A 12,202-nucleotide genomic window follows, 5' to 3' on the forward strand; every position below is an offset into this window, starting at 1 on the left:
CCCCCCCGCGCCTCCCCACGCGCGCTTCGCGGGGGGCGGGCGGTGCCTGCCCCCCCTCCGCCTGAGCGCGGTGCGGCGCCCCGCTAGTCCGCTCCCCCCGCTTCGAGCTCGGCACGGACGTCATCCTGCACCTGGGGTGTCAGGCTGCGGATCGTGGCGCTGATGTAGCGCTCTGTGAGCGTGGCTGTCGTGCTCATGTCAGTTCTCCTCAGCTGTGAGGGTCGCGATCGCCGTCGTGAGCGAGCGCCATTCTTCGGTCAGGGTCTCGGCGAGCCGGATGCCGGCTTCCGATGTGCGGTAGAACTTGCGGGGCCTGGCCTCGTCGGTGTTCCACTCGCTCGTGAGGTACTCCTGCTTCTCGAGACGTCGAAGCAGCGGGTACAGCGTGTTCGCGTCGGTGGCGAAGCCGCGGCGTTCGAGGTCTTCGAGCAATCCATAGCCGTACCCCGCCGTGCGCAGCAGCTGCAGACAGGCCAGCACCACGGTGCCGCGACGCAGCTCCTGCAGGTGCGTGTCGAGGATCTCGTTCATGTCCGCCACATTACTGTGCGTCACACACTATTGTCAATGACACTTCACTCGGTACCGCACATGCGCAGCTCGCGGCTCGGCGGGCACCGTCGAGAGGTCGACACGGAGCAGAATGAGCACATGATTCCTCCGCTCGCAGAACTGCTCGACTCGGCCAGGGTCGTCTCGCTCCCCATGCACACGCGATTCCGTGGCGTCGACACCCGAGAGGCACTGCTGTTCGAAGGACCGCAGGGGTGGGCGGAGTTCTCGCCGTTCATCGAGTACGGGGATGCGGAGGCCGCCACCTGGCTCGCCGCCGCGATCGACTTCGCCTGGAATGCCCAGCCCGAGCCGCTCCGCGAGCGGATTCCCGTGAACGCCACCGTTCCGGCCATCGCCGCCGCGCAGGTGCCCGACCTGCTGGCGCGCTTCGCCGGCTGCCGCACGGCCAAGGTCAAGGTCGCCGAGCCCGGACAGACCCTCGCCGACGACGTCGATCGCGTGCGGGCGGTGCGCGAGGCGATGGGCCCCGAAGGGCGCATCCGGATCGACGCGAACGGCGCATGGAACGTCGACGAGGCCGAGCACGCCGTGCACGCGCTCACCGAGTTCGACCTCGAGTACGTCGAGCAGCCGTGCGCGACCGTCCTCGAACTCGCCGAGCTGCGGACCCGAGTGAAGTACATGGGCATACCGGTGGCCGCGGACGAGAGCATCCGCAAGTCGTCCGACCCGCTGGCAGTGGCCCGCGAGAGGGCCGCCGATCTGCTCGTGATCAAGGCCCAGCCCCTCGGTGGCATCACGCACGCCCTGCAGATCATCACCGCCGCAGGCCTCCCCGTGGTGGTCTCCAGCGCCTTGGACACCGCGATCGGCCTCTCCCAGGGCGCAGCGCTCGCCGCCGCGCTGCCCACTCTCGACTACGACTGCGGTCTGGGCACGGCCTCGCTGTTCATCGACGACGTCGCCGACCGACGCCCGGTCGACGGGGCGATCCCCTCCGGTCGCGTCACCCCGGATGCCGCCGCCCTCACACGCCTCGCTGCAGAGGACGACCGGCGCGACTGGTGGCTCGACCGCCTCGCGCGGTGCCATGCGGAGCTCGGCGCACGCTGACCACGGGCGGCCACCTGCAGGTCGAGATCACGGATGCAGGTCGAGACGGGGCATCCGAGCATGCAGGTGTGATGTCGGCATGCAGCCGGGTTGAGCCGGCTCACTCGGCGAGCAGCAGCTGCACGAGACGGCCCAGCTCCTCGCCGCCCGAATGCCTCAGCTGATCGGAGTCGTGTCCGGCCATCGCGCCGCGCACGGTCATGCCCTCCCACACGATCATGAGCATGCGCGCCGCCTGGTCGGCGGGGACCTTGAGTTCAAGAGAGCCCGTCGACACGATGTCGGTGATGATCGTCGCGATGCTCGAGACCATCTCGCGCTCCTGCGCCAGATAGGCCGCGCCGAACTGCTCGTCACGCAGCGCGCGGATGCGGATCTCGCTCATGAGCATCACGCCGAGGCGGTCGTCGCCGCCGGCATCCATGATGCGCTGGACGAGCTCCACCGGATCGCACCCGGTGTCGAGCCCGCCCTCGGCGGCGATCTCACCGACGCGGTCTCGCACCGCGCTCACGCGCTGCTCGGCGACACGGCCGGCGAGCATCAGGAACAGCTCGTCCTTCGAGTCGAAGTTCGAGTAGAACGCGCCGCGGGTGAAGCCTGCACGCTCGCACACGGCCTCGACGGATGCGCCCTCGAGCCCGACCTCGGCGAACACCTGCGCCGCCGCGTCGAGGAGCCTCGAGCGGGTGTTCTCTCGACTGCGCGTGGCGGTTGTGGTCATCGCCCCATCCTTCCACTCTGAGCTGCCGGAGAATCTCACACCCCGCGCACAGACTCCGGGGCTCGGATCACCTTACGATACAACTATGTATCGGATACACCTGTGTATCCGAACCGGATTCTGAGGAGACCCGTGTCCACACTCCTGTCCTCGCTCGGCCGCTGGTCCTACCGGCACCCGTGGCGCGTCCTGTTCTCGTGGCTCCTCGTGCTCGGCATCGCAGGAGCCGGCGCACTCACGCTCGGAGCGGGTACCGACAACTCGTTCTCGATCCCGGGAACGGAGTCGCAGGCAGGGCTCGAGCAGCTCAACCGCTCGTTCCCGGCCGTCAGCGGCACCAGCGCCCAGATCATCGTCGTCGCGGCCGACGGCGACTCGATCACGGACGACCCGTATCGGGCAGACATCGAGGATGCCGTCGACGAGCTCGCCGACCTCGACGACTCGGTGCTCTCCGCCACCTCGCCCTTCGACGAGATGGTCAGCGGGATGATCAACGAGGAGGAGACCGCAGGGATCATCCGCCTGCAGTTCGACGGCCAGGCGACCGATGTGTCGGAGGCGACTCAGGACGACCTCAGGAGCGTCGTCGCGGATCTCGCCGCCGCGCTCCCCGACGGATCGCAGACCGTTCTCGGCGGCGAGCTCTTCGCGACCTCGATCCCCGGAGTGACGCTCACGGAAGCGGTCGGTCTCCTGATCGCGCTGCTCGTGCTGATCGTGACGTTCCGATCGTTCGTCGTCGCCGGTCTCCCCCTGCTCACCGCGGTGCTCGGGGTGGGGATCTCGATGGCCGGCATCTTCGCGGCGACGGCCTTCGCGACGGTCTCGTCGACCACTCCCCTGCTCGCACTCATGCTGGGCCTCGCCGTCGGCATCGACTACGCGCTGTTCATCATGGCCCGCCACCAGGATCAGGTGCGCGAGGGCGTGGCGCCCGAGGAATCCACCGCACGCGCCGTGGGCACCGCCGGATCGGCCGTGGTCTTCGCCGGCGTGACGGTGCTGATCGCGCTGATCGGCCTCGGCTTCGCCGGCATCCCCTTCCTCACCACGATGGGCATCGCCGCGTCCGCCGCGGTCGCGGTCGCCGTCGCCATCGCCGTGACGCTCACTCCCGCGCTGCTCGGATTCATGAAGGGCCGGGTCGTGGGTCGCCCCCGGAGGCCACGCAAGGCGACGGGTGCGAAACCCGCACCGGCCCACCGCCCCTTCAGCGATCGCTGGGTGACGGGCGTCACCAGGCGTCCGATCCTCGTCTCGGTGGCGGTCGTGCTCGGACTCGGCATCGTCGCCGTCCCCGCCCTGAGCCTCGATCTCGCCCTTCCGAACGCGGGCGTGCTGCCGAAGGACAACGAGGCCAGGCAGAGCTACGACCTCGTCGCCGAGGAGTTCGGCGCCGGATTCAACGGTCCGCTCATCCTGACCGGCACCATCGTGACATCGACCGACCCGCTGGGGCTGATGGAAGACCTCGGCGACGAGGTGTCGAAGATCGACGGCGTCAAGGAGGTCGCGCTCGCGACGCCGAACGAGACCGCAGACACCGGGATCGTGCAGATCATCCCCGAGACGGCGCCGGACGACCCCGCCACCGCCGACCTCGTGCGCGAGCTCCGATCACACCACGACGAATGGCTCGACGAGTTCGGCATCGACCTGAAGGTCACCGGGTTCACCGCCGTCGGAATCGACATCTCCGACCAGCTGGGCAACGCTCTGCTGCCTTTCGGCATCTTCGTCATCGGCCTCTCGCTGATCCTCCTGACGATCGTCTTCCGTTCGCTCTGGGTGCCGATCACGGCTGCGCTGGGCTATCTGCTCTCGATCATCGCCGGATTCGGGGTCGTCGGAGCGGTGTTCGAATGGGGCTGGTTCGCCGACGCTCTGCACGTCGCGAAGGTCGGCCCGATCATCAGCTTCATGCCGATCATCCTCATGGGTGTGCTGTTCGGTCTCGCGATGGACTATCAGGTGTTCCTCGTCTCTCGGATGCGGGAGGACTACGTGCACGATCCCGACAGGAAGAGCCCCGACCGGTCGACGCGGCGGGCAGCCGCGCTGCGCGCCGTGCGCAGCGGCTTCACGGGGTCGGCCAAGGTCGTCACGGCGGCCGGGCTCATCATGTTCGCGGTGTTCGTCGCGTTCGTGCCCGAGGGCGATTCGTCTCTCAAGCCGATCGCGCTCGGCCTCGCCGCCGGGATCGCGATCGATGCGTTCCTGGTGCGCATGACCCTGATCCCCGCGCTCATGGCGATCCTCGGCGAGCGCGCGTGGGAGATCCCCGCATGGCTCGAGCGGATGCTGCCCGTCGTCGACATCGAGGGCGAAGCCGTGGAGCGCGAACGCCATCTGGCCGAGTGGCCCGGCGACGACTCGGTCGTCGCCGCCGACGAGCTCTCGATCGGCGATGCGGGAGTCTCGGGCCTGCACCTGCGGATGGCGCCCGGATCTGCCGCTGTGCTCACCGGCGCGTCTCCCGGGGCGCTCCGAGCACTCGCCCTGACCATCGCGGGCCGAGTGGCACCCGAAGGCGGGCGCCTGCGCGTCGCAGGGCACCTGCTGCCGGGCCGTGCGGCGTGGGTGCGAGCGCACGTCGGCGTGCTCCTCGCCGCGGACGCCGACCACTTCTCGACTGACCTCTCGGAGGCGCTCCGAGGCGATGCCGCGCTCGTGGTGATCGACGGCGTCGACCGACTCGCGCGGTCGGAACGCGACCAGCTCGCCGCTCGGTTGCGTGATGCGCGCGCGTCGACCGCAGTGCTGATGACCGCGCTCGACCCGGCGAGCGCCGTCGAGGTGCTGTCGGACTCCGGACGCGCCGTCGCCGAGACGATCGACGTCGGCGCATCCGACGGCACGACGACCTCCTCCCCCGCACTCCCCGACCCGCAGCAACCCTCCGAGACGACCGAGGTGCACGCATGACCCTCCCCATCGAGCGCGCCCGTTCGCGCAAGCCGATCACGTGGCTCACGATCCTCGGAGTGCTGCTGCTGCCGGCCGCCGTAGGGGGCATCCTGGTCGCCGCACTGCACAACCCGACCGAGCGGCTGGACTCCATGACGGCCGCGATCGTCAACCTCGATGAGCCCGTCGAGATAGACGGGCAGCTCACCCCGCTCGGCCGTCAGCTCGCCTCGGGTCTCGTCGAGGGCTCGGACGAGCTCGACTCCAACCTGACCTGGGTCATCTCGAACGAGCAGGACGCCGAGGACGGACTGGCCGACGGTTCGTACCAGGCCGTCATCACGATTCCGGAGGAGTTCTCCGCGGCGGCGACATCGGCCGGGCAGGCGGTCTCGGACGGGAGCGGCGACGCCGAGCAGGCGACCATCGAGGTCACCACTCCCGACGACGGACTCGTCGCCGACGATCTCATCACGAGCCAGATCGCGAACGTCGCCGCGTCGACCCTCGGCACCATGCTGTCGGAGGCCACCACGGAGAACATCCTGGTCGGGTTCACGACCATCGGCGACCAGATCGGCGATGCCGCCGACGGCGCCGATCAGCTCGCGACCGGCGCGCGCGATGCGGCGACCGGCGCTCAGGCGATTCCCGACGGTGCCACGCAGCTCGCCACGGGAACGGCGGAGCTCGGAACCGGTGCGTCCTCGCTCGCGGAGGGGCTCGACACCCTGACCGCCAAGACTCGCGAGGCAGCCGCGGGTGCATCGCAGATCGGGCTCGGACTCACGAACGGCGCGGCCGCACTGCAACAGAACGCCGCCGACGTGTCCCAGCTGGTGGGCGCACTCCAGACCGGCACCGGAGCGGCCACCGACGCCGCCTCGCAGACCGCGGCGCTGGCCCAGACCCTGGGAGGATTGGCCGCCACGTGCGATCCCGCGGCATCCGGAGAGCTCTGCGCGCAACTCGCATCCGCCGCCGGCGACGCCGTCACCGCTGCGACATCGGCGGGCACTGCTTCGGGATATCTGACGAACACCGCCCCCGGCGTCGCCGCTCTGCCCGGCGCCTTCGGCACGCTGTCGACGCAGTTGAGCGAAGCGGGTGCGGGCGCGACCACCCTCGCCGACGGACTGAACCAGCTGGCCACCGACGGTCTCGCCGCTTCGGCATCCGGTGCACGCGCGCTCGCCTCCGGCGCCGGACAGCTGTCGGACGGAGCGACCGAACTCGCATCGGGGGGCACGGAGCTCGTCGCCGGCCTCGACACGCTGGCGACCGGAACAGGCGACCTCGCGGGCGGGCTCCGCACGGCGTCCGACTCCCTGCCCTCGTTCAGCGACTCCGAATCGACGTCCCTGGCCTCCGTGATCGCTGATCCGGTGGCGTCGGAGGGCTCCGACGTCGCGACGATCTTCGGACCGACGGCGATCCCCCTGCTCACAGCCGTGGTGCTGTGGTTCGGCGGACTCGCCTCATTCCTCGTGATGCGTTCGCACACGGCCCGCACGCTGACCTCGAGGCGCTCGTCGGCAGGACTCGCTCTGCGCGCTCTGCTGCCCGCCGCCGTGATCGGCGCGGCACAGGGGCTCCTGGTCTCTCTCATCGTCCAGTTCGTGGCGGAATACGATGCGGGCGCCTGGTGGGCGTTCGCGGGCACCGCGGTTCTCGCCGGCATCGCCTTCGCGGCGGTGAACCAGGCGCTCGTCGCGGTCTTCGGCGGTGCGGGCCGATGGATCAGTGCGCTCGTGGGCGTGCTGGCCGTCGCGACGGGCCTGATCTCGACCGTACCGGGGTGGCTGGGCGACCTCGGAGCCGCGCTTCCGACGGCACCCGCGTTCGCCGGTCTGATCGCCCCCGACGGTGCCGCCGCCGCGGGACTCGTGGTGTGGGGGCTGCTGTCGCTCGTCGCGACGACCGTGGCAGTGGTCCTCCGGCGCACGACCTCGTCGAAGACCGTGCTCGCGACGACCTGAACGCCGAACCGCGCCGCCCCGGCATTGCCGTCGTGTCGGCGCGTCGGAGCGGCGGGACATAGGGTCGAGACATGCGTCTCCCCTTCATGGACACCCCCGATCTGCTCGCCTCGCTCGAGGGCCGGCAGTACCTCGTGCTGCGGCCCACCACCGCTGTGGCCGACGTCTTCCGCTCCGAGCAGGCGTCTGCGTTGGGTCGCGCCGACGTGCCGCACCCTCGCACCGGCCACGTCGTCCTGCGCGCATTCGCCGAACCCGAGCGGCGCGACGAGCTCAGTGCGATGCTGCGCGAGTGGGCCGCGGGTCAGCACCCGATCGACGTCGTCGCAGAAGCGGTCGATGCATTCCCCGCGCCCCGGCAGGTCGTGATGGTCCGGCTCACACGCACCGCATCGCTCGTCTCGGCGTATTCGAGCCTCACTGCCGCTCTCGCCACCACCGACTTCCAGCGCCTCGACGAGCGTCCGATCGAGTCATGGAAGTTCCATGTCTCGCTGATCTACGCGAAGACCCTCACTTCGGCGGTGTGGACGGAGCTCGCACACAAGTCGCGGCGCTCACTGGGCTCACGACCGTCGGAGCGGATCGCCGAGGCGGAGTTCGTCTGGTACGAGGGCGGCGTCGAGCAGGCCGAGGTCATCCCCCTCGGAGCGCGCTGATCGCAGCGCCGCACGCCACCCGACCGATCCGGATCAGCTGAGGCCGGAGTAGGCGTGCAAGCCCTTGAAGAAGACGTTCACGATCGTGAAGTTGAAGATCACGGCCGAGAACCCCACGATCGCGAGCCATGCCGACGGGTTGCCCCGCCACCCGCGCGTCGCGCGTGCGTGGATGTACCCGGCGTAGAGCACCCAGATCACGAACGTCCAGGTCTCCTTCACATCGAAGCCCCAGAACCGGCTCCAGGCGTAGTAGGCCCAGATCGAGCCGGCGATGAGGGTGAACGTCCACAGGATGAAGCCGATGATCGTGAACCGATACGCCATGCTCTCGAGCCGCTCGGATCCCGGGAAGGTGCGCAGGAACCCGGGGCCGGTCTTCTCCGCGCCCTCGGCGACCAGACGCTCGCGACGCGACTGCATGAGCTGGATCACCGAGAGGGAGAACGCCAGCGCGAAGAACGCGGTCCCGAGTGACGCCACGAACACGTGGATCACGAGCCACACGCTCTTCAGCGGGTCCATCAGAGGCGAGACGTCGACGTAGAAGTTGGTCGCCGCGAGCCCGAGCAGCACCACCACGAGGCCCGTGATGAACGTGCCCAGGAAGCGCAGATCGAGCCGCGTCAGCACCACGAGGAACACCGCGACGATCAGCAGCGTGCCCATCATCGCGAACTCGTAGAGGTTGGCCCACGGCACTCGACCCGCGGCGAAACCGCGAGTGAGCGTCGCACCGAGGTGGAAGAGGAAGGCGAGGATCGTGAGGGAGGTGCCGATGCGCGCCATCACGAAGCGCTGCGGCGCCTCGGCGGCTCCGGATGCTGCGGCAGCCTTCCCGTTCTTCGCGGCGCGCGACCCGGCGCCCGCGCCGACGAGTTCGAACTCGCGCACGCTCGCCGCATCCGCAGACAGCTGCGAGCGGCGGGCGAGATCGAAGGCGTAAGCCACGAAGGCCGCCGCGTAGATCGCGATCGCCGTCCACAGCAGGACGGGCGAGATCACTTCGAGATCGAACATGATGTCAGTCTACTTTCGGGGTGTCGGTTGCGGCTTCCGTCGCGGAATCGCGGTCGATGTCGTGGGCGTCGGGGTCGTCGATCGCGCGCGTCACGCGCGACTCGTCGAGCAGACGCGCGTGCCCTGCGACCAGGTCGTCGACGGCCGCGGCAAGAGTCGGATCCTCGCCGCGCGCGAGGCCCGCGTACTCGAGCGCCACGACACCGTCCTCCGCCGTCGCCTTGATCCAGACACGACGACGCGGCACGAACAGCGCGAGCATGAGTCCGCCCAGCGCGAGGAGCGCGAATCCGAGCACCCAGACGCCGGACTCGTCGCGATGGATCTGCAGCGATGCGAACCGCTTGACCGACTCGGAGAGGTCGGTGGCGCCCGCGGGAGACTCGTCGTCGAAGGTCACGGTTCCCAGCCCGTTCGGCAGATCGGCGGTCTGCCCGGGAGCGAGCTCGATGGACTCGAGGTCGGTCGAGCGTCCCGTCACCTTGGTCATGCCGGTCGTGTCGAGCACGTACACCGAACGAGGCACTCCCTCGTTGATGCCGAGATCGCCCGTGTAGACGTCGAGCGTGAGAGTCGGGTTCGTGAGATCTCCGTACGCCGAGAAGAACGCCCCGCTCTCGAGCACTCCGGTGGTCGGGTAGAAGAATCCGACGAGACCCACCTGCTCGGCGAGGCCGTCAGGAACCTTGATCACGCCGAGAGACGTCATGTTGTTGTCCTGAGGCAGGAACGGCGTGCTGTTCGTGAACACGACCTCGCCCTCGGGGTCGCGAACCGTGATCGTCGGCGCGTACCCGTTGCCGAGCAGGAACACGTCGTCGTCGGCGACCGCGAGCGGCTCGTTGACCTTGACGGCACCGGTGCGCTCCTCGCCGTTCTCCTGCACGGTCACATTGGCCGAGAAGTCGCCGGCCTGACCCGAACCGGGCTCCCCGAACGGCTGGTACGTGACGTCGAAGCTGTCGAGGCGCATCGAGTACGGGGCGAGGGCGTCGTCGGCCACGAAGCGACCACGGTTCATCGAGTCGTAGTCGAGCAGGGTGTTCGCGAACGTCTCGCCCTCGACCAGCACCCGCTGGCCCGTGTAGGCGAATCCGCCGCCGACGCCGATCGTGATCAGCACGCCCACGAGGGCGAGGTGGAAGAGCAGATTGCCCGTCTCTCGCCAGTACCCGCGCTCGGCGGAGGCCGAGTACGTGCGACCCGAGTCGTAGCGCTCGACGCGGTAGCCGAGCGCCTTGAGCTGCTTCGCGGCGATGTCGATGGAGGCCGCGGCATCCGCCTTCGCGTCGTCGGAGGCCCTGTGGACCGCGCGGTGATCGGCGAGTCTCTTCAGGCGGGCCGGAGTGCGCGGCGGGCGCGCGCGGAGCGCCTTCGCATGGTGCTTGATGCGCGGGATCACGCAGCCCACGAGTGAGGCGAACAGCAGGAGGTAGATCGCCGAGAACCACGGCGACAGGTAGACGTCGAACAGCTTCAGGCCGTCGAGGATCGGGAACAGATCGGGGTTGTCGCGTTCCCACTGCGTCACGCCGTTCGGGTCGGCCATGCGCTGCGGGAAGATCGAGCCGGGGATCGCGGCGATCGCGAGCACGAGCAACAGGATCAGCGCGGTGCGCATCGAGGTCAGCTGACGCCAGCCCCACCGCAGCCACCCGACGAAGCCGAGACGGGGCTGGGAGATGGATTCCTCGCCGTCGACGTGATCTGACGGCCGGAGCGGATCGCTCGACCTCTCGGTAGTGCTGCTCACGTCATCCTTCCGATGCGTCTCGTGCTGATCAGAACGGGAGGGGGACACTGCTGATCACCGCCGTCACTCGCGACATGATGTCGGTCCAGAGCCCGGTCACCATCAGCACGCCGAGAGCGATCAGCAGCACGCCGCCGATGATGTTCACGACGCGGATGTGGCGACGGAGGAACCCCACGGTCTTCGTGGCCCAGCCGAACCCGAGGGCGACCAGCAGGAACGGGATGCCCAGGCCCAGCGAGTACGCCAGCCCCAGCAGGCCGGCACGAAACGCGTCGCCCTGATTGAACGAGAGGGCGAAGATCGCGGTGAGCGTCGGGCCCAGGCACGGCGCCCAGCCGATGCCGAGAGCGACGCCCAGCAGTGGCGCGCCGACCACGCCGAGCTTGGGGTCGACATGGAAACGGAACTCGCGCTGGGCGAATCCGAAAGCGCCGAGGAAGATCAGGCCCATCACGATGATCACGCCGCCGAGGACACGGGTGATCAGCTCACCCCACTGGAGCAGGAAGACGTTCGCGATTCCGCCGAGTGCCGTCAGCGAGACGAAGACGAGGCTGAAGCCGAGGATGAAGAGAAGCACTCCGACCACGAGCCTGGTGCGTGCGGGGGCCTCGGCCGTCGCGACGGCGCCGCCGACGGTCGTTCGCGCGCGTCGAGGCGCCACGGCTCCCCCGAGGAACCCGAGATATCCGGGGACCAACGGCAACACGCACGGGGAGAGGAAGGAGATGAGCCCGGCGAGCATCGCCACAGGGATCGCGAGCCACAGCGCCCCCGAGTCGATGATCGCCCCGGGGTTCATGCAGCTCCCGAGAAGGTCATGAGTCCTCCGCGAGCGCGTCCTTGACGAGCGTCGAGAGGACAGAGGTGCCGTCGATCGGCCCGATGATGCGCGCGGCCACTCGGCCCTGCTTGTCGAGCACGAGCGTGGTGGGCGTCGCCTGGATCGGCACCGACGACGAGAACGCGAGCTTCGCCTGGGCGGTGTCCACGTCGATCAGACTCGGGTACGTCACACCGAACTCGGCGGAGAAGGCCTTAGCGGTGTCGGCCTGGTCGCGGGTGTTCACGCCCAGGAACGCCACCTCGTCGCCGCCGTGCTCCTGCCAGACGTCCTCGAGTGCCTCGGCCTCGAGGCGGCACGGAGCGCATCCCGCGTACCAGAAGTTCACGACCGTGACCTTGCCCGCGAGCTCGGAGCTGTCGAAGTCCTCGCCGTTCTCGGTGACTCCGGTGAACGCCTCGACGGGAGCCTCCCGGTCAGCCACGGGGATCTCGACGATCGCACCGTCGGCTGCCACGTAACCGGTGTTCTCCCCCGAGAGGAACGAATCGCTCACGGCATCGGGTGCGCAGGCGCTCAGGCCGATGGCGAACACCGCGGCGAGCGCGACACCGACCGCACGGCGAGGAAGCCGTGTACGGGAGGAGCGGCCGCTGCGGTTCGGACGAATCATCGAGACGCGTGGCACGGCGTCGATTTTACGCGGGGTTCCTATGCGTGGGCCGGACGCCTCCCCTCCCC

At 69.1% G+C, this 12,202-nt stretch carries 10 protein-coding genes; 4 read left to right on the plus strand and 6 right to left on the minus strand.

What is annotated here, in order from left to right:
- Positions 1–198 precede the first annotated feature (198 nt).
- Complete coding sequence (locus RWO82_RS12695) at positions 199–531, minus strand: helix-turn-helix transcriptional regulator (protein ID WP_314427620.1); 333 nt, start codon at positions 529–531, stop codon at positions 199–201.
- A 120-nt stretch (positions 532–651) separates the two neighbouring features.
- On the opposite strand from RWO82_RS12695, the gene RWO82_RS12700 reads away from it, so the two are divergent.
- Positions 652–1,629, plus strand: a complete 978-nt coding sequence (locus tag RWO82_RS12700) for an o-succinylbenzoate synthase (RefSeq protein WP_314427623.1) — start codon at positions 652–654, stop codon at positions 1,627–1,629.
- A gap of 100 nt (positions 1,630–1,729) precedes the next feature.
- On the opposite strand, the gene RWO82_RS12705 is transcribed toward RWO82_RS12700, so the two are convergent.
- The gene (locus RWO82_RS12705) at positions 1,730–2,353 is read right to left on the minus strand and encodes a TetR/AcrR family transcriptional regulator (RefSeq protein ID WP_314427624.1); all 624 of its coding nucleotides are present in this window, start codon (positions 2,351–2,353) and stop codon (positions 1,730–1,732) included.
- Positions 2,354–2,485: 132 nt separating this feature from the next.
- Here RWO82_RS12705 and RWO82_RS12710 point away from each other — a divergent pair, with 132 nt between their 5' ends.
- From RWO82_RS12710 to RWO82_RS12720, 3 genes are all read left to right on the plus strand, one after another.
- Complete coding sequence (locus tag RWO82_RS12710) at positions 2,486–5,281, plus strand: MMPL family transporter (RefSeq protein WP_314427627.1); 2,796 nt, start codon at positions 2,486–2,488, stop codon at positions 5,279–5,281.
- Complete coding sequence (locus RWO82_RS12715) at positions 5,278–7,242, plus strand: YhgE/Pip family protein (RefSeq protein ID WP_314427630.1); 1,965 nt, start codon at positions 5,278–5,280, stop codon at positions 7,240–7,242. Before RWO82_RS12710 ends, RWO82_RS12715 begins: the two co-directional genes overlap by 4 nt.
- Positions 7,243–7,313: 71 nt before the next feature.
- The gene (locus RWO82_RS12720; RefSeq protein ID WP_314427633.1) at positions 7,314–7,901 is read left to right on the plus strand and encodes a 2'-5' RNA ligase family protein; all 588 of its coding nucleotides are present in this window, start codon (positions 7,314–7,316) and stop codon (positions 7,899–7,901) included.
- A gap of 33 nt (positions 7,902–7,934) precedes the next feature.
- Here RWO82_RS12720 and ccsB read toward each other — a convergent pair whose 3' ends face one another.
- From ccsB to RWO82_RS12740, 4 genes are read right to left on the minus strand one after another with little or no spacing between them, the layout of a single operon-like run.
- Positions 7,935–8,921 (minus strand): c-type cytochrome biogenesis protein CcsB, encoded by a 987-nt coding sequence (gene ccsB, locus RWO82_RS12725; protein WP_314427635.1) that lies wholly within the window; start codon positions 8,919–8,921, stop codon positions 7,935–7,937.
- A 4-nt stretch (positions 8,922–8,925) separates the two neighbouring features.
- The gene (locus RWO82_RS12730; protein WP_314427637.1) at positions 8,926–10,674 is read right to left on the minus strand and encodes a cytochrome c biogenesis protein ResB; all 1,749 of its coding nucleotides are present in this window, start codon (positions 10,672–10,674) and stop codon (positions 8,926–8,928) included.
- 28 nt (positions 10,675–10,702) lie between these two features.
- Positions 10,703–11,479: a cytochrome c biogenesis protein CcdA gene (locus RWO82_RS12735; RefSeq protein WP_314427639.1), complete on the minus strand. Its 777-nt coding sequence runs from the start codon at positions 11,477–11,479 to the stop codon at positions 10,703–10,705.
- A gap of 16 nt (positions 11,480–11,495) precedes the next feature.
- Positions 11,496–12,134 (minus strand): TlpA family protein disulfide reductase, encoded by a 639-nt coding sequence (locus tag RWO82_RS12740; RefSeq protein WP_399540836.1) that lies wholly within the window; start codon positions 12,132–12,134, stop codon positions 11,496–11,498.
- Positions 12,135–12,202 lie beyond the last annotated feature (68 nt).

This window comes from uncultured Microbacterium sp. (assembly GCF_963521645.1).
Lineage (GTDB): Bacteria > Actinomycetota > Actinomycetes > Actinomycetales > Microbacteriaceae > Microbacterium.